Source organism: Mycobacterium sp. E787, assembly GCF_001668725.1.
Lineage (GTDB): Bacteria > Actinomycetota > Actinomycetes > Mycobacteriales > Mycobacteriaceae > Mycobacterium.
Genome location: NZ_LZKL01000095.1, coordinates 19614 through 36519 on the forward strand (window position 1 = coordinate 19614; position 16906 = coordinate 36519).

A 16906-nucleotide genomic window follows, 5' to 3' on the forward strand; every position below is an offset into this window, starting at 1 on the left:
GCCTTCGCGCAAGCGGGCGGGCTGGCGATCCCCGAGGCGCCCGACCTGACGCGCATGCGCCGCGAGACGGGAACTCGGCTGCGGGCGGCGATGGCCGAGCGCGGTGTGGACGCGCTGATCCTGCTGGGCAACAGCGCGGTGGTCTACGCCACCGGGACGAGCTGGCCGCTGGGCGATGCCGGGCTTTCCTACGTCGAGCGGCCCGTGGCCGTGGTGGTCGCCGGTGATGAGTGGCCGCACCTGTTCCTGCCGTTCCGCGAGGGCGCGGCCCACGAGTCGGAGCTGCCGCCCGACCACCTGCATGGGCCTGTCTATCTCGAATTCGAAGAAGGGGTAAGCGATTTCGCCCGCAAGCTGGCCGATCTCATTCCGGCAGGGGCGGTGGTCGCGGTCGACGAGTGCACCGGTGCCATGTCGCGCGCGACGAAGTCGTTGTTCCCCAACGGCGGTCCCGCCGACGCGTCGGCCATCGTCAGTGCCGCCAAGGTCATCAAGACCCCGGACGAACTGGCCTGCATCCGCACCGCCGTTCGCATCACCGACGAGGCGATGGTCGATGTGCACAAGGCCCTGGCGCCCGGCGTCCGGCAGATCGACCTGTCCGCCGGCTTTCTGCGGCGAGCCTTCGAACTGGGCGCCATGGCCAGCATGCTGGAACCGATCTGGCAGGTGATGCCGCCCAGCAAGGCGGAAGGGGTGTGGACGACGCACGGCGATCTGGCGTTGCCGCTGCTGAGCACCGAGCGCGAACTGGTCGAAGGCGACGTGCTGTGGACCGACGTCAGCATCACCTACCACGGCTATTGCTCGGACTTCGGGCGCACCTGGCTGGTGGGCCGCGACCCGTCGCCGCGTCAGCAGGCCCAGTTCGACAAGTGGCAGGAGATCATGACCGCCGTCGAGAGCGTGGCGCGCGCCGGGGCAACCGCCGGTGACCTCGGCCGAGCGGCCATCGCGGCCAACGGCGGCAGCCGGCCCTGGCTGCCGCACTTCTACCTCGGCCACGGCATCGGCGTCAACGCGGCCGAGATGCCGATGATCGGAACCGATCTCGGGCAGGAGTTCGACGACAACTTCGTCCTGCAGCAGGGCATGGTGTTGGTGCTCGAGCCGGTGGTCTGGGAAGACGGCACCGGCGGCTACCGCAGCGAAGAGGTCGTGGTGATCACGGAGGAAGGCTCGACTCGATTGACCGACTATCCCTATGCCCCCTATGGCCCCCATGTCAGTTGAAGTTCGCCCTGACGATCGGACGCTGCGCCTGGGCCGCCGCGCGCGGGTGCTCGAGCAGATGGCGGCCCACGACCTCGACGTCCTGGTCCTCGGGCGCCAGGCCAACATCCGCTACGTCACCGGCGCCCCGCAGCTCTGGGTCGCCGGCACCCGGCCCTTCGGCCCGTCCTGCGTGCTGGTGCGCGAAACCGGCGCCATCCACCTGCTCAGCACCTGGGACGAAGGCGTTCCCGACGACATCCCGCACGAGAATCTCTATGGCATCTCGTGGAACCCGGGGAACACCATATCCGCGCTGCAGCGTATCGACGGTGCGGCCGCCGCGCACCGCGTCGGAACCGACGCCATCTCACCGGCTTTCGCGCAGCTGCTGCCGACCGCGTTCCCCAATGCCGAGCTGGTCGACGGGGAACCAGCCATGCGCGCCGCCCGGCGCATCAAGACGGCCGAGGAGGTGGCGGCACTGCGGGCGGCGATAACGATCGCCGAATCCGGCCTGGCCGCCGCGGTGGCCGAGCTGCATCCGGGCGTGCGCGAACAAACGCTTGCCGGCGTCATGCTTGAGGCCATGGCGGCCGGCGGCGTGAGTACGCCGTCCAATCAGGAATTCGCCTGGATCACTTCGCCGGAGAGCTCGTGGCGGCGGGTCAACGGTGACGGCCGCGTGAAAGGCGGTGATCTGGTGGCGTTCTCGGCGGGTGTGCTTGCCGGGGGCTACATGGGCGAGGTCGGCCGGACGTGGCCGGCGGACGGCGCCGGCGGCGCGGCGCTCTATCGGCGCTGGGATGGCCTGTGGGCCAGGCTGTTAGGGGCATGCCGGCCCGGCGCCGCGGCCAACGAACTGCTGGCCGCCTACGACGCCGCGGGTGAGCCCGAGCCCCCGATGCCGGTGGCCCGGGGCCTGGGCATGGGCTTCGACCCGCCGGTGGTGTCCAAGCACCTGCCACGCACCGCGGCCGGCGAGCGACTGGAGCCGGGCATGGTGCTCGCCGTGACGGGCTACGTCTGGGAGCGGGGCGTCGGGGCGGTGTTCGGGCGCGAGGCGGTGCTGATCACCGCCGACGGCCCCGAAGTGCTGACCACCAGCCCGCATCGGCAGGGATGATGTCGCGACACATAAACCGTTGCGACGACCCGCCGATGACCTTCGCAACCACTTATGTCTCGCGGCCCTGACGCGCCATCCGAACCGGATGACCAGGTGGACAAGGTCATCCGGTATGAGAAGGACGCCAAGACGCGCATCGCGACGATCACCTTCGACCGGCCGAGCCACCTCAACGCGCCCACGATCGCCGCGCGGCTGCGCTATGCCGACCTGCTGCACCGCGCCGGCATCGACGACGACGTCAAGGTCCTGGTGATCCGTGGCGAGGGTGACGACCTCGGGTCGGGCGCCGACCTGACCGAGGAAATGCGGGTACGGGATTCCGACGACCAGGGCCCGCGGCTCGCCGAATACCGCGTAGGCGGCGACGAAGTGACTTTCCCCCCACCCGGTTCGTTTCGCAACGGCGGCACCCTCGGCCAGTGGTATGCCAACCCGAACTCCGGCATCCGCGGCCTGCAGGACTTCAAGAAGATCAGCATCCTCGAGGCCAAGGGCTACTGCTACGGCTGGCACTTCTACCAGGCGGCCGACGCCGATCTGGTGATCGCCAGCGACGATGCCCTGTTCGGGCATCCCTCCTTCCGATACTTCGGCTGGGGCCCCCGCATGTGGTGGTGGGCGCAGACCATGGGCATTCGCAAGTTTCAGGAAATGGTCTTCACCGGAAGGGCTTTCACCGCCGCCGAGATGTACGACTGCAACTTTCTCAACAGGGTTGTGCCGCGAGATCAGCTCGAGGCGGAGGTGCACAAGTACGCCCTGGCGTGCGCGCGCAACAGGCCCACCGACACGGTCTTCATGCAGAAGGTGTTCTTCGAAATCATGAAGCAGTTCCAGGGTGAATATCTGGGCAGCATGCTCGGCGGCTTCTTCGAGTCGGTGGGCGGGAAGGTCCGGCCGGATTCCGACGGCGACTTCATGCTCGATGACGCGATCCGGCGGGGCCTGAGCGACGCGGTCAAGGACAACGACGGCAAGTTCCCGGCGGACTGGCGCCTCAGCAAGAAGGGGCGCAGCAAGAAGGACGTCAAGCGGAAGAGAAAGCGCTAGTGCCGCAGCCCCCGCCCGGATTCCCGCTGGCCGGCTACACGGTGGTCGACCTGTCCACCGGGATAGCGGGCGCCTACTGTACGAAGCTGCTGGCCGACGGCGGCGCCGACATCGTGAAAGTCGAACCGCCGGAAGGTGATCCGCTGCGCTCGTGGTCGGCCTCCGGCGCCGCCATCCCGCCCGGCGCGGATGGTGCGCTGTTCAGCTTCCTCGCCGGCGCCAAGCACAGCGTCGTCGCCGATCCCGGCGTCGACGACGACGTCGATCTGGTCGACGGCCTGCTTGCCACCGCGGACGCGGTGGTGTGGTCCGGCGGTTCGAAAGTGGTTGAAAGTCCACACTTTACGCCCGTAGCCATCCGCGGCCGCCACCCGCACCTCGACATCATGTCGATCACCCCCTTCGGCCTCGAGGGACCCTGGCGGGACCGGGCGGCCACCGAGTTCACCCTGCAGGCCTGGTCCGGGGGGATCATCGGACTCGGACGCGGCGAGCCGGACCGCGCACCGGTCTTCGTCGGCGGACAGGTCGGCGAATACCTGGCCGGGGTCTACGCCAGCGTCGCCCTGCTGGCGTCGCGGCACGGCCGAAACGGCGGCGGTCCGGGCCGGCTGCTGGACCTGTCGATGCTGGAAACGCAGATCCTCAGCCTGACCTACTATCCGGTCACCTACTTCGAAATGCTCGGGCGGCCATGGCGAGACCAGCGGCGACTGACCGTGCCGGGCGTGGCCCGCGCCAAAGACGGGCTGGTGGACCTCGGGTGCGGCACCGCGCAGCAGTGGTTCGACCTGTGCGCGATGGTGGGTCACCCCGAATGGATCGACGAGGAATCCCCGCTGACGATCACCGAGCAGGCCAACATCCATGCCGACGAGATCTACGCGTGGGTCGAGAGCAACAGGGTTGACGACATCCGGGAATTGGCGACGGCGTTCCGAATCCCGAACGCCCCGGTTGCCAACGGCGCCAACGTCGCAACGCTGGACCACTTCCGCGAACGCGGTTCGTTCGTCCGCAACCCGCGCGACGGGTTTGCGCAGCCGGGACATCCGTACCGCATGCGGCCGGCCCGGCTTCGTCCGCCGGCCCCCGCGCCGCGGCTGGGCGAGCACACGTCGCGCTACCGGGCTGCCCGCCGCGCTCCCCGTGCCGCACCGGGAACTCCCCGACCAGTAAATCCATTGCCGCTCAGCGGGATTCGCGTGCTGGACATGACAACGTTCTGGGCGGGCCCGTGCGGCACCCACTTCCTGGCCATGCTCGGAGCCGAGGTCATCCACCTGGAATCCGCCCGCCGCCCCGACGGCACCCGGCTGATCGCCGGCCTACCGGTCACCGAAGCCCAATGGTGGGAGAAGTCACCGATATTCGCGGCGCTGAACACCAACAAGAAGGGGCTGACGCTGGACCTGCAGAGTCCGCGCGGCCGGGAGCTGTTGTGCCGGCTCATCGCCACGTGTGACGTGATCGCCGAGAACTTCACGCCCCGGGTGCTGGACCAGATCGGGCTCGATTTCGCTGCGATTCAGGCGATCAAGTCCGACGCGGTGCTGGTGCGGATGCCCGGGTTCGGCCTGGACGGCCCCTGGCGCGACAATCCGGCGTTCGCGTATGTCATCGAGGCGGCGGCCGGTGTGAGCTGGATGACCGGTTACGCCGACCGGACCCCGTACGACCCGTATTCGATCGGCGATCCCAACGCGGGCATACATGCCCTCAACGCGTTGCTGCTGGCGCTGGAGCACCGTCGCCGCACCGGTCAGGGCGCGCTGGTGGAAGCGGCCATGGTGGACGCCGCGTTGAACATCTCCGCCGAGCAGGTCATCGAGTATTCCGCGTACGGGGCGCTGCTGCAGCGCGCCGGCAACCGCGGACCGACGGCGGCGCCGCAAAACCTCTACCGCAGCGCCGATATCGACGAATTCGGCCGCCCGGACAGTTGGGTCGCCATCGCGGTCGCGACCGACGACCAGTGGGAACGGCTCGGCAAGGCGCTCGGATCGCCCTCTTGGGCAACGGATCCCGAGCTGTCGACGGCGGCCGGCCGAGCGGCGCACCACGACCTGATCGATGAACACCTGGCCGACTGGTGCGGGCCCCGCAGCCGCGACGAAATCGTCGGCACCCTGTGGGACGCCGGCGTGCCCGCGGCCAAGGTCATGCAGCCGCACCGCCAAACCGAGCTGGAGCAGCTGGCATTTCGCCACTTCTTCGAAGAGGTGGATCACCCGGTGGGCGGTCCGGCGAGGCTCAGCACCGTGCCGATGAGGTTCTCGGACGGGCCGGCCAGCTTCCACACCCGGCATGCGCCGCTGCTCGGCGAGCACAACCGCGAGTTGCTCTCGGAGCTCGGCTTGGCCGACTCGCAGATCGCGCAACTGGAAGCCGACGGCGTCATCGGCAGCGCACCCGCGATGCACGCCGTGAACCAGCCCGGCGGTTGAAAGCTCGCCGGCGCGGGCGCAATCACTGCTTCCGCAGGGTGAACTGGTTGAGGTCGGTGTAGCCCTTGCGGAAGAGATTCGCGCAGCCGGTGAGGTACTTCATGTACATCTCATAGACCTCTTCGGACTGGATCGCGATGGCCTCGGCCTTGTGTGCCTCGAGGCCCGCGGCCCATACGTCGAGGGTCTTCGCGTAGTGCCGCTGCAAAGACTGGCGACGCTTCAGCTTGAAGCCGGCCTTCGCCGAGAACTCTTTCACCATGTCGATGGTCGGCAGGTAGCCGCCGGGGAAGATCTCGGTCTTCATGAAGTCGCTGAATTCGACGATCGCCGGAGTGAGTGGCAGGCCGGACTCGATGATCTCCTTCTCCGACAGGACGGTGATCGTGTGCAACAGCATCGTGCCGCCGCTCGGCAACAGCTCGTAAGTCCTTTCGAAGAAGGCGTCGTACCGGTCGTAGCCGACGTGTTCGAACGGGCCGATCGCCACGATCCGATCCACCGGCTCGTGAAACCGCTCCCAGCCCTCGAGCAACACCCGCTTGGAGCGCGGGCTGTCCGATGCGGCGAACAGCTGCTCGACGTGCGCGACCTGGTTCTTGGACAGCGTGATGCCGACGACGTTGACGTCGTATTTCTCGATGGCTCGCATCATGGCCGCTCCCCAGCCGCAGCCAAGGTCGAGCAGCGTCATGCCCGGCTTGAGGTCCAGCTTGCTCAGCGAGAGATCGATCTTGGCGATCTGCGCCTGTTCCAGGGTCATGTCGTCGCCCCCAAGCCAGTAGGCGCACGTATACATCTGAGTGCGGTCGAGGAACAGGCGGAAGAAGTCGTCGCTCAGGTCGTAGTGCGCCTGCACGTCCTCGAAATGCGGCGTCAGCTCTTCGGCCATGTTCCCGGTGCCCTTCCTGGTCGGTCGTGGTCCACTGTAGGGCGAATCCGGCCGGCGTACGAAGGGCTCACGGCGGCCCTTGCCGGTCCCGGTCCCGGTCGGGTCGTCACATCTTTCACCGCTGCGGTGTCTGAAGGGTATGAACGCACTGTTCCATCGAATCTTGTTGGCCGTTCTTGGCGCCGGCGGCGCCGTCACGGGTGTGTGGGCCTACGTGGCGCCGCGCCACTGGTATGACGATTTCCCCGGTCTGGGCATGAGCTGGCTCCCGCAACTCGGCCCGTACAACGAGCACTTCGTCAAAGACGTCGGGGCGATGTTTCTGGCATTGGCGACGCTCACCGCCGTGACGTTCCTCTTGATCGCCAACCAAACCCTGGTCAGGGTCACCGCGCTGACGTGGCTCGTCTTCAACACACTGCACTGCATTTATCACCTGTCGATGCTGCAGATGTACAACACCCGGGATGCCACCGTGAACGGAATCCTGTTGCCGCTGGCCGTGTTGGCGGCCGCGGCACTGTTCATCCCGGTGCGCGTCTCTAGTGGGCCCAGCCCTCAGCGGCCTGCTGGTCGAACGTACGGTCAATCCGCTCGAACCGACGCTTGACCGAGGCGCGCGCCGCCTCGTGCGGCAGGATGTACAGGCGGTTGGCCAGGATCGCGTCGGCGGTCAGCCTGGCCACGTCGACCACGTTCACGCCCTCGTCCTGTGCCGGCAGCGGACCGAACGCGCCCTCGGGCGAGGACGCCAGCCCGTAATCCGCACCGCGGATTCGTTCCGAGTTCGAGACCAGCTTGGTCTCGACCACCATCGGGCACAGCACCGAAACGCCGATGCCGTTGTCCTTGACCTCACGCGCCAGCGTCTCGGCCAGGCCCACAACGCCATATTTGGCAACGCCGTACGCCCCCAGGCCCGTGTTGGGCACCAGTCCGGCGAAGGACGCGGTGAACGCGATATGGCCATCCGTGCCCTGCTCCAGCAATCTCGGCAGGAACGCCTCGACGGCATGGATCGAGCCCCACAGGTCGATGTCGATCACCCAGCGCCAGTCGTCGTGCGTCATCGCCGCGATCGGCCCCGCGACGACGATTCCGGCGTTGCTGAACAGCACGTCGACCTGGCCCAGCAGGCGAAAGGCCTCGTCGGCGAGGTGACGCATTTCGCCCAGGTGCCGGACGTCGCACATCACGCCGTGCGCGTCGTACCCCTGGGCGCCCAGGTGCGCCACGGCCTGTTCGAGCGCGGGCCGGTCGACGTCGGCGAGCACGACCCGCGCTCCGCGGCGGGCAAATTCCGTGGCGGTGGCCAGACCGATGCCACTCGCCCCGCCGGTCACGACGGCGCCGCGTCCCTCAAATCCGGCAATTCCAGTCACCGACCGGATGCTACTTAAGGCAGCTCCCCGCATCGATGGGCAGGGTCACCCCGGTGACGTAGCGGGACTCGTCGGAGGCGAAGAACAGCACCGCGTTGCTGATGTCGATCGGGTCCACCCACGGGATCGGCAGCGTGTGGAACATCTGGCAGATCGGCGCCATGTCGTCGGGGCCCGGGTTCTCGAGATCAGGCCGGAACATCCGCCACGTCCCCTCGTTCATGATCATCGCGGTGCTCACGTGGGTGGGGTGTACGGAGTTGACGCGAATCATCTTCTGCCCCAACTCAACCGCGAAGGCGCGCATCAATCCGACGACACCGTGCTTGGCGGCGACGTAGTGCCCGGTGTGCGGGTAGGCCTTGAGGCCGCCGACCGAGCTGGTGAGGATGATCGACCCGCCGCGGCCGCCGGACACGATGTGCGGGACACCGGCTTTCACGGTCTTCCACACGCCCGAGAGGTTGACGTCGATCATCTCCGTCCAGTCCTCTTCGCTGGTCTTGTCCAGCGTTTCACCGCCGTTGCCGATGCCCGCGTTGGCCACGATGATGTCGAGCCGGCCCAGCTGCTCCACGCCGCTGTCGACGGCGGCCTTCAGCGCGGCGTAGTCGCGCACGTCGACTTCGGCCGTGACGATCCGGCGGTTGTGGCCCTTGACGAGGTCGGCCGTCTCCGCCAGATCCTCGGGCGTCGACGCCGGAATCGCCGTGTCAGCGAGGCCCTCGCGGATGGGCTTGCAGATGTCCACGGCGATGATGTCGGCGCCCTCCTGCGCCAGCCGCACCGCGTGACTGCGGCCCTGACCGCGCGCCGCCCCGGTGATGAAAGCGACTTTGCCTTCGACACGTCCAGTCATTGGCTACTACCTCATTTCCTGATTCGCTCAGCCGAGAACGGCCGGCATGGTCTCCCATCCCCGCACGGTGGAAGTCGGGGACAGCTGGCGTCGGCGAGGTCGGCGCCCCACTCTTCGACGCGCTCCAAGGTCCCTTCGAGCGCGATGCCCCCGCCGGGCCGAGGCAGTATGGGTGCGGCGCGCTGAGTGTCACGGGGTCAATCGCCTCTCGCCGGAACCGCGTTCCCCCGGAAGCGCGGATCGTGCCGCCTGTGACTCTGTCATCACCCGACAGCGGGTGTCAACGACGAATCCGTTTCCGTCAATCGTCGTTCTAGATATTAGAGAATAGGATTCTCGTTGGGCAACCGGCGTGCGCTATTTGCTCGGATCCCTTGCGGACGGGCCTCGGCGCGCGGCGTCAGCCGACGAATCCGCGTGAGCAGAAATCCCACACCTCGTCGGCGGTGATGGGGTGGGTCGTCGCGTCGTCGGAGCCGCCGCTGGATTGCGCGATGAACATGACGGTCTGCATGGTCATGGCGGCCATCCGGCGCGCGTTGACGCCGCTGCGCAGCTTGCCGGCGTCGGCGGCCGCCTCCATGAGCTCGGTGAGCAACGCCAGCAGCGGTGCGTGGGCAACCTTCACCTCGGCCGGGTGCGTGACCAGTAACCGCGGGGCAAAGTCGGTGAACAGCGGCCGCTTGGCCGTCGGGTCGGGGCGCGACGCCTCGTACAACAGCTCGACGGCGACCTTGAGACGCTCCAGCGGGTCGGTCTGGCTCTCCGTGGCCGCTCGGATCTGGTCGGCGGAACGGCTCAGGGCGTCTTCGAACAGGGCGAGCAGCAGCTCGTGCTTGCCGTCGAACTGCAGGTAGAAACTGCGCAACGACTGGCGGGAACGGTCGACGACCTCCTGGACGGTAAAGTCGGTGCTGCCCTTCTCGATGATGATCGCCTGCGCGGCGTCGAGGAAGCGCTGAACGCGTTGCGCCGCCCGCAGTTTCGCGGTTTTGATGGACCGTTCGACGGCGCGCTGCTTCCAGGCGGGCTCTTCGCTCGGGCTCGTCACGGGCGGCTCAGACGATTGCCGCGTGGGGAGAACATGGTTGGACTCTACCGGAGAACGCCGTGCCATCGGTTCGCTCGACCCCCTATGGACGCCGTGTCGGAGATTGTAACTTTCTCACGGCGAGAATACTATTCTCTTAGACGCGTGTATGGAAGCGCAAACGCAAGAGCAGACCCCGCCATGCCGGAGAATCCGGGAACCGCCGTTCGGGGAGTCTTTCTGAGAGTCCTTCAAGGAGTGCCGTGCAGCTGACTTTTGACGCCGACGTCGAGGCGTTCCGCGCAGAGTTCGTGGCCTTTCTGGACGCACATCTGCCGTCGGAGGCCGAGGCGGTCGAGCGGCCAAGGTCCAGTTCGCACATCCCCGAGTGGGCCCGGCGCTGGCAACGGCTGCTGTTCGACAGCGGGTGGCTGCTGCCCGGGAACCCGCCTGAATTCGGTGGCCGCAACGCCACGCTGTTGCAGCAGTACGTCTATCTGGAGGAATTGGGCCGTCGGCGCATCTATCAGAGTTTCAACCCGCAGGGCGTGGGCATCATCGCGGCGTCGTTGCTGACGTTCGGCACCCGAGAGCAGAAACAGCGGTGGGCGGTGCCGATCCTGCGGGCCGAGATCACCGCATCGCTGGGGATGAGTGAGCCCGGCGCGGGCTCGGACCTGGCCTCGTTGCGGACGCGGGCCCTGCTTGATGGGGACCACTTCGTGGTGAACGGGCAGAAGGTGTGGACGTCAGGCGCGCACGACGCGGACGTGCTGTTGGCGTTCGTGCGCACCGATCCGGACAAGCCGAAACACAAGGGCATCAGCGCGTTGATGATTCCCACCGATACCCCGGGCGTGGTGCGCCGCCCCTTCGCGTCGATGTGTGACGACGACGAAATCGACTTCAACGAGGTGTTTTTCACCGACGCGCGCGTGCCGGCTGAGAATCTGGTGGGTGAACTCAACGGGGGCTGGCGCGTGGCGACCGGTTCGCTCGGCCACGAACGGGTCATGCTGTGGATGGGTTATGTCGACTTATTGCACGAGCTGACCATCGATTTCAGCCCGTCGGGATCGCTTGAGCGCGACCGCTACGCGACCCTGGTGATGGATTCCTATGCGCTGCGGCTGTTGGGGTCGGCGGCCCTGGCGCGCGCGGCCCGCGGGGAAGAGGACGTGCCCGCGCAGTCGGTGCTCAAGCTGCTCGGCTCCGAGGCCCTGCAACGCGCCTCCGAGGACGCGCTCAATGCCGCGCACGCCGACGGGCTCGTCTATCACGCCGTCACCGCCCCGTTCGCCCCGCTGAACCTCGACAGCCACTACCGCAGCTGGTTCGATCGATACGCGCGGACCTTCGCCGCGACCATCGCCGGCGGCACGTCCGAGATTCAGCGGAACATCATCGCCGAGCGGGTGCTCGGCCTGCCGCGCAACTAGCGGGCGTCCAACCAGGCGTAGTAGCCGATCGCGACGAGCCCCGCCGCGATCGCCACCGCGCCCAATACCATGCCCGCGAGGGCGATTCGGGGATTGTCGGCCTCGCCGCGCTGCACGCGCCGGCGTGCGACGTCGCCGGTTATCACCGCCGCGATGCCGAAGGGCACACCGATGAGCAGCCAGCAGGTGAGGAGCGCGACGAGGCCCACAAGCAGCGAAGCGACTCCGACCTCGTTTCGGGGTGCATCGGGCTGAGTCATCGCGTCCTGTCCTCGTGGTTGCCAGACGAGTGTACGCGCAGGAGCGCGGTCGGCGGTTACAGCTGAGCCAGCCGTGGCGCAAAGCCGTTGGCTCGCAGTATCGTTCCGGCTTCGCGGGTCAATTCCCGGCTGCAGCCGAGCAGGGCATCCAGCATCAGCGACCGCTTGACGTGACGGTGCAGCGGGTGCTCCGCGGTGAAACCGATGCCGCCCAGCACCTGCTGACAGTGGCGCGCGGCGGTCAGCGCGGCCTGACCGGCGGCGGCCTTGGCGAGCAGGGGGGCCAGACCGTCTGCGTCGTCCGGCTCAGCGGCGGCGTTCAGCGTCGCCTCGGCGCCCTCGATGGCGACGAGGGTCTCGGCCAGCCGGTGCCGGATCGCCTGGAACGAGCTGATGTGCCTGCCGAATTGGACGCGATCCAGGGCGTGCCGGCGGGCCAGGGACAGCATCGCCCGGCTGGTCCCGATCAGCCACCAGCCGACCGCCCGCCGGCCGGCGGCCAGTGCGGCCTGCGGCAGTGGATCCCCCTGCGCCACACGGTGTATCGGCAGCTCGCCGTCGATCGCCGGGCCGGAACCGTCGCTGCGCTCCCACACCACCCAGCCGCGGCCGGCAAACGGCAGCGGCAGGGTGCCGCCGGCCGCGCCCAGCACGACGTCGTTGAGGACGGGGGCGTGCGCGCCGGTCTCGCCCAGCAGCCTGAACACCAAAGGTATTGCGATGTCTGGTATCTCATCGAGCATGTCGCGCCAGCCGAGGTCGGACAGCGCCGCGTCGAGCTTGGCGCCGCTCGCGGCGGTCATGGTGGTGCGCAGGGAATCGGCCAGCATGCGCAGCGCCTCGGGGTCCACGATCACTCCTTCCCGAGGTCGAGCAGCCGGCGGGCGATGATGTTGCGCTGGATCTCGGCGGTTCCGCCATAGATGGTGGCCGCGCGCGAGTACAGGTACTCCGCGCGCCACGGCGTGTCGTCAAGTTCAAGCGTCGCGGGCAGGAGGTCGCGGACGGTGTCGTAGAGCCGTTGCTCGGCGGTGGCCAGCAGCACCTTGTCGATGGAGGTGTCGGCCCCCAGCCGCGCACCCTCACCCAGCCGGTGCTGGGTGTCACGGGACCGGCAGCGCACCGTGTGCAGCGCGAGATAGGCGGCGCCGAGCGCGGATTCGTCGGTGTCCCCGGCTGCCGCAGTCTCGGCGATGAGTTCGTCGAACCGCGAATACAGGTAGGCGATGCGCTGCCAGAAGCAGGTGGAACGCTCGTAGGGCAGCAGGTCCATCGCGAGTCGCCAGCCATCGCCCGGCCGGCCCAGCATCCGGGCCGCCGGGACCACCACGTCGTCGTAGTACACCTCGCAGAACTCGTCGACGCCGTGCATAGTGCGCAGCGGACGAATCGTGATGCCCGGGGTGTCCAGGTCGACGAAGAACGCCGTGATGCCATCGTGGCCGGGAGCGGTGCGGGTGAGCAGGACGCAGCGCGTCGAGAACTGCGCGAAGCTGGTCCAGACCTTCTGTCCGTTGACGATCCAGTTGTCGCCGTCGGGCGTGGCGCGGGTGGTCAGCGAGGCGAGGTCGCTGCCGGACCCGGGCTCGGAAAAGCCCTGACACCATTGCTCGCGACCGCTCAGCAGCCGCGGCACCATCTCGGCGGCGAGTTCGGCCGGTGCGTAATCGATCATCGTGGGCGCGAGCACCTCGAGCATCGAGTACGGACCCGGCTCGGCGAGACGCCGGCCGACGACCTCTTCGCCGACGATCGCGCGCAGCACGGCGGGCCCGCCCAGCCCGCCCACTTCTTGCGGCCAGCCGTAGCGCATCCACTCGGCGTCATAGAGCGCCCGGCTCACCCGGGCGAATTGCTCCATATGGCCCTGCAGCGAGTGGTCGGCCCCCGGCGTCAGGTCGTTCTCGTCGAGCCACGCGCGCAGGCCCGCCCGGAACTCCTCGACATTCACGGCTCGGCTTTCAGGGCTGCGGGCGGCCGACCGCGTGCGGGCGCCCGGAATCGTGCACGCCGCTGCGCCGGATGAACGTCATGGCGCGGGTCTTCAGCCGCCACCCGTCGGCCGTGCGGGAGTAGGTGTCGCGGTAGTAGCCGATCCGCATGTCGTGCGTGGCATGGTCGATGAAGCACAGCGGCTGGGTGCCGCTCGCGGAGTCGCCGTCGATGTTTTCGACCAACGCGGTTCCGGTGAGGAAAAGGCCCTTTGGGGCCGCGGCCACCAGCTCGGGAAACCTGTCCAACTTGTAGGTGGATCCGAAGGCGCTGTAGGTCCCGTCCGGCGTGAAGACGCCGATGAGCCCGTCGATGTCTTCCTGGGTGATGGTGACCGCGTAGCGGGCCAGCAGCTGCTGGATCTCGACCAGGTCGTCAGTTCTGGTGGGTTGACTTGTCGACATAGACCTTGCCGCCTTTCATGACGAAACTGACGTTCTGGGTAACCCGTATGTCTTGCAACGGGTTTCCCGGAACCGCGATGATATCGGCGAGCTGGCCCGGCGCGAGCCGTCCCCGGTCGGTGGCGTTGATCAGCTCGGCGGCGGTCACCGTGGCGGCGCGCAGCACCGCCAGCGGCGGCAGGCCCCAATCCACCAGGGTGACCAGCTCATCGGCGTTGCGGCCGTGCGGAATCGCGGGGGCGTCGGTGCCCACCGCGATCTTCACGCCCGCCTGGTAGGCGGCCAGTATCGAGGTGCGCGCCTTGGGAAACATCTCGGCGGCCTTGGCCTGCAGCTCCGGCGGGGCGTGCGAAACGTCCATCGCGTCGCCGTCGGCCAGCCGCCGGGTGCTCACCAGGAAGGTGCCGTGCTCCACGAGCTGCGCGATCGCCTCGTCGTCGATCAGAAAGCCGTGCTCGATGCAGTCGATGCCGACGGCGACGGCATGCTTGACCGCGTCGGCCCCGTGGGTGTGCGCGGCGACGCGCAGCCCGCGCCGGTGCGCCTCGTCGACGATGGCGCGCAGTTCGTCGTCCGAATAGTGTTGCGCGCCAGGCGGTCCCGTCAGGGACATCACACCCCCCGAGCAGCAGACCTTGATCAGCTCGGCGCCGTGTTTGATCTGATAGCGCACCGCCTTGCGGATTTCGTCGATCCCGTTGGCGATGCCCTCCTCGACGGTGAGGTCCAGCACGTGCGGCGCGAACGCGGCGAACATCGTCGGATCCAGATGCCCGCCGGTCGGGGTGATGGCGTGTCCGGCCGGTACCACCCGCGGTCCGTCGATCCAGCCCGCGTCGATCGCCTTGCCCAGCGCGACGTCGAGGAGATAGCCACCGGTCTTGACGAAAAGCCCGAGGTTGCGCACCGTGGTGAACCCGGCGCGCAACGTGCGGCGCGCGTTGCCGACCGCCCGCAGCACCCGCGTCGGCGGGTCGTCCTGCACCTGGGAGAGGCCGGGTTTCTCCCCGCGCCCGCCCATCAGGAGGTTGACCTCCATATCCATCAGGCCCGGCAGCAGGATTCGGTCGCCCAGGTCGATCAGTTCGCCCTCGGATTGCCCACCGATGCCGACGATCCGGTCGCCGTCCACTCGCACGATGCCGGGCGAGATGATCTCGCCGCTGTCGACGTCGAGCAGCCCGGTGGCCTTGAGCGTCAACACCGGTTAGATCACCGGTTCCCGGACGCATTCCACCCAGGCCGCGCCGCTGTCGGGTACCCGCGCCTGTTTCCACGCCTCGATCGGGAACGACACCATGACCAGCGACTGCATGATGTGCATGAGCGTACGGGCGTCCTCGGGCAGATCGTCCAGCGGGAACTTGTCGCAGTAGGCGATGGCGTCGTTGAGGCGGGGGAATGCCGCATCGTAGAACGCCTGCATCTCTGTCATGCTAGACGCCAGCCGCTTGGCGTAGCGCTCGGGCTCGGTGGCCAGGTCCCAATCCAAAAAGGGTGCCAGGTCGGCGAATTCAGACGGTAACTTTGCCATTGCCCTGGTACTCCTTCGCCCAATTAGCCACATAGTCACCGGTCGTCTTGTGCAGGTGACGGATCAGGACTTCCTGATCGCACAGCAGGAATTCCGTGACGGCCCGGGTGCCGATCATCGTCTGGGTTGCTTCCAAGGTGTTGGCGTCCTGCAGCGCGTACTCCTTGAACGTCACCGCCGCCAGCTCCTGGGCCAGGCGTTCGCGCGCGTTGCGCGGCGGAACGAAATACAGCGTGCACTCGAAGACGTGCTTGTCGACGGCGGTCGGCCAGTAGTGGTAGGTCAAAAACCAGCCGGGCTCCCAGATCAGCAACATGAAGTTCGGGTAGAAGAGCAACGAGTCGATGCCCCACTGCGGCACCCGCTTCACGTTGACGCCCGGCGGCAACTCGAGGTTCTCGATGATCTCGGGCTTGTCCCACGGGCCGAACAAACCGCTGCGCAGTACCCGGTCCATCGGCTTGACCATGCTCATGTCCGCGGGTGGCGCCTGACCGCCCCAGGTCGATTGCAGGCTGTGCGGGCCGGCCAGTTCGTAGTGCAGCGCCTCATAGCCGTACTTCTGGATCTTCGCGGCTTCTTCCTTGGTGTACTGCCCCTGGTGCAGGATCGGCGCGTGGTAGAACTCGACGAACGCATCGATGAACAGCTTCCAGTTGCTGCCGACCTCGGCCCGGTAGGAGTAGGTCTCCGTCATCTCGCCGAAGGGGTAGCCCTCGATGCTCTTGGCCAGCGGCCCGAGGTAGTCGGTGAGCGGCGCCGCGTTGTTGTCTAAGTTGATGAAGATGAACCCTTCCCACACTTCGCAGCGGACGGGCACCAGGCCGTACCGGCTCTTGTCCACGTCGAAGAACTCGTCCTCCTGCTGGACGAAGGTGAGGTCGCCGTCGAGGCTGTAACGCCACGCGTGGTATTTGCAGGTGAACTGCCGGCAGGTGCCGGCGGTCTCCTCGTGCGGAAAGTCGTTCCACACCAACTTGTTTCCGCGGTGGCGGCAGATGTTGTGGTACGCCTTGACCGCCCCCTCCTTGGTCTTGACGACGATGACCGACATGCCCTTGCCCGCCGAGGGCAGCTCCTTGGTGAAGTAACTGCCGGTGCGCGGCAGCCGCTGCACCCGACCCACGTTGAGCCAGGTCTTCTTGAAGATCGCCTCGCGCTCGGCCTCGAAGAATGCCGGGTCGACGGAATCGGTGTAATCGACCGGCGCGGTGCCCAGTTCGGGGTAGTTCTCTGTCCAGCTGCCTGCGGCCGGCTTGGGGAAATGGGGCAA

At 67.5% G+C, this 16906-nt stretch carries 17 protein-coding genes; 6 read left to right on the forward strand and 11 right to left on the reverse strand.

The window, feature by feature from the left end; translation table 11 throughout:
• Positions 1-54: 54 nt before the first annotated feature.
• From A5705_RS18730 to A5705_RS18745, 4 genes are read left to right on the forward strand one after another with little or no spacing between them, the layout of a single operon-like run.
• Positions 55-1233: a Xaa-Pro peptidase family protein gene (locus A5705_RS18730; protein ID WP_197516904.1), complete on the forward strand. Its 1179-nt coding sequence runs from the start codon at positions 55-57 to the stop codon at positions 1231-1233.
• The gene (locus A5705_RS18735; protein WP_068279458.1) at positions 1223-2338 is read left to right on the forward strand and encodes a Xaa-Pro peptidase family protein; all 1116 of its coding nucleotides are present in this window, start codon (positions 1223-1225) and stop codon (positions 2336-2338) included. Before A5705_RS18730 ends, A5705_RS18735 begins: the two co-directional genes overlap by 11 nt.
• Before the next feature lie 54 nt (positions 2339-2392).
• Positions 2393-3394 carry an enoyl-CoA hydratase/isomerase family protein gene (locus A5705_RS18740; protein ID WP_067875198.1) on the forward strand — a complete coding sequence of 334 codons (1002 nt, stop codon included), beginning with the start codon at positions 2393-2395 and terminating at the stop codon, positions 3392-3394.
• Positions 3394-5841: a CoA transferase gene (locus tag A5705_RS18745; RefSeq protein ID WP_068279251.1), complete on the forward strand. Its 2448-nt coding sequence runs from the start codon at positions 3394-3396 to the stop codon at positions 5839-5841. Before A5705_RS18740 ends, A5705_RS18745 begins: the two co-directional genes overlap by 1 nt.
• Positions 5842-5863: 22 nt before the next feature.
• Here A5705_RS18745 and A5705_RS18750 read toward each other — a convergent pair whose 3' ends face one another.
• On the reverse strand, positions 5864-6733 hold the full coding sequence (locus A5705_RS18750; protein WP_067875192.1) for a cyclopropane mycolic acid synthase family methyltransferase: 870 nt from the start codon (positions 6731-6733) through the stop codon (positions 5864-5866).
• Positions 6734-6872: 139 nt separating this feature from the next.
• Here A5705_RS18750 and A5705_RS18755 point away from each other — a divergent pair, with 139 nt between their 5' ends.
• A complete protein-coding gene (locus A5705_RS18755) occupies positions 6873-7343 on the forward strand; it encodes a hypothetical protein (RefSeq protein ID WP_067875189.1) in 471 nt (156 codons plus the stop codon).
• On the opposite strand, the gene A5705_RS18760 is transcribed toward A5705_RS18755, so the two are convergent.
• From A5705_RS18760 to A5705_RS18770, 3 genes are all read right to left on the reverse strand, one after another.
• Positions 7276-8106 carry an SDR family NAD(P)-dependent oxidoreductase gene (locus A5705_RS18760; RefSeq protein ID WP_156738280.1) on the reverse strand — a complete coding sequence of 277 codons (831 nt, stop codon included), beginning with the start codon at positions 8104-8106 and terminating at the stop codon, positions 7276-7278. The two genes, A5705_RS18755 and A5705_RS18760, sit on opposite strands and share 68 nt — an antisense overlap.
• 19 nt (positions 8107-8125) lie before the next feature.
• Positions 8126-8974 carry a mycofactocin-coupled SDR family oxidoreductase gene (locus A5705_RS18765; protein ID WP_067875186.1) on the reverse strand — a complete coding sequence of 283 codons (849 nt, stop codon included), beginning with the start codon at positions 8972-8974 and terminating at the stop codon, positions 8126-8128.
• Positions 8975-9374: 400 nt separating this feature from the next.
• Positions 9375-10025 carry a TetR/AcrR family transcriptional regulator gene (locus tag A5705_RS18770; protein ID WP_067875183.1) on the reverse strand — a complete coding sequence of 217 codons (651 nt, stop codon included), beginning with the start codon at positions 10023-10025 and terminating at the stop codon, positions 9375-9377.
• Between the two features lie 242 nt (positions 10026-10267).
• On the opposite strand from A5705_RS18770, the gene A5705_RS18775 reads away from it, so the two are divergent.
• Positions 10268-11443 (forward strand): acyl-CoA dehydrogenase family protein, encoded by a 1176-nt coding sequence (locus tag A5705_RS18775; protein ID WP_068279254.1) that lies wholly within the window; start codon positions 10268-10270, stop codon positions 11441-11443.
• Here the strand turns inward: A5705_RS18775 and A5705_RS18780 are convergent.
• Genes A5705_RS18780 through A5705_RS18810 form a run of 7 tightly spaced genes read right to left on the reverse strand, consistent with a single transcriptional unit; the run spans position 11440 to position 16906 of the window.
• Positions 11440-11703 (reverse strand): DUF4190 domain-containing protein, encoded by a 264-nt coding sequence (locus tag A5705_RS18780; RefSeq protein ID WP_067875177.1) that lies wholly within the window; start codon positions 11701-11703, stop codon positions 11440-11442. The two genes, A5705_RS18775 and A5705_RS18780, sit on opposite strands and share 4 nt — an antisense overlap.
• A 56-nt stretch (positions 11704-11759) precedes the next feature.
• Positions 11760-12533, reverse strand: coding sequence for an acyl-CoA dehydrogenase family protein (locus A5705_RS18785; RefSeq protein WP_068279460.1), 774 nt, complete (start codon positions 12531-12533; stop codon positions 11760-11762).
• A gap of 23 nt (positions 12534-12556) precedes the next feature.
• Entirely contained in the window at positions 12557-13654 is a 1098-nt protein-coding gene (locus A5705_RS18790) for an acyl-CoA dehydrogenase family protein (protein ID WP_067875175.1), read from the reverse strand.
• Between the two features lie 10 nt (positions 13655-13664).
• Complete coding sequence (locus A5705_RS18795; RefSeq protein WP_067875172.1) at positions 13665-14099, reverse strand: nuclear transport factor 2 family protein; 435 nt, start codon at positions 14097-14099, stop codon at positions 13665-13667.
• On the reverse strand, positions 14071-15303 hold the full coding sequence (locus tag A5705_RS18800) for an amidohydrolase family protein (protein WP_067875169.1): 1233 nt from the start codon (positions 15301-15303) through the stop codon (positions 14071-14073). The genes A5705_RS18795 and A5705_RS18800 overlap by 29 nt, the downstream gene beginning before the upstream one ends.
• 3 nt (positions 15304-15306) lie before the next feature.
• A complete protein-coding gene (locus A5705_RS18805; protein ID WP_067875166.1) occupies positions 15307-15633 on the reverse strand; it encodes a hypothetical protein in 327 nt (108 codons plus the stop codon).
• Positions 15614-16906 (reverse strand): aromatic ring-hydroxylating dioxygenase subunit alpha, encoded by a 1293-nt coding sequence (locus A5705_RS18810; RefSeq protein WP_067875161.1) that lies wholly within the window; start codon positions 16904-16906, stop codon positions 15614-15616. The genes A5705_RS18805 and A5705_RS18810 overlap by 20 nt, the downstream gene beginning before the upstream one ends.

Excerpts from the sequence above, each read along its gene's own strand:
- A5705_RS18785 (WP_068279460.1), bottom strand. The coding sequence starts at position 12,533 with ATGCTGGCCGATTCCCTGCGCACCACCATGACCGCCGCGAGCGGCGCC.
- A5705_RS18795 (WP_067875172.1), bottom strand. The coding sequence starts at position 14,099 with ATGTCGACAAGTCAACCCACCAGAACTGACGACCTGGTCGAGATCCAG.
- A5705_RS18740 (WP_067875198.1), top strand. The coding sequence starts at position 2,393 with ATGTCTCGCGGCCCTGACGCGCCATCCGAACCGGATGACCAGGTGGAC.
- A5705_RS18730 (WP_197516904.1), top strand. The coding sequence starts at position 55 with ATGCGCCGCGAGACGGGAACTCGGCTGCGGGCGGCGATGGCCGAGCGC.
- A5705_RS18780 (WP_067875177.1), bottom strand. The coding sequence starts at position 11,703 with ATGACTCAGCCCGATGCACCCCGAAACGAGGTCGGAGTCGCTTCGCTG.
- A5705_RS18755 (WP_067875189.1), top strand. The coding sequence starts at position 6,873 with ATGAACGCACTGTTCCATCGAATCTTGTTGGCCGTTCTTGGCGCCGGC.
- A5705_RS18805 (WP_067875166.1), bottom strand. The coding sequence starts at position 15,633 with ATGGCAAAGTTACCGTCTGAATTCGCCGACCTGGCACCCTTTTTGGAT.
- A5705_RS18750 (WP_067875192.1), bottom strand. The coding sequence starts at position 6,733 with ATGGCCGAAGAGCTGACGCCGCATTTCGAGGACGTGCAGGCGCACTAC.
- A5705_RS18765 (WP_067875186.1), bottom strand. The coding sequence starts at position 8,974 with ATGACTGGACGTGTCGAAGGCAAAGTCGCTTTCATCACCGGGGCGGCG.
- A5705_RS18735 (WP_068279458.1), top strand. The coding sequence starts at position 1,223 with ATGTCAGTTGAAGTTCGCCCTGACGATCGGACGCTGCGCCTGGGCCGC.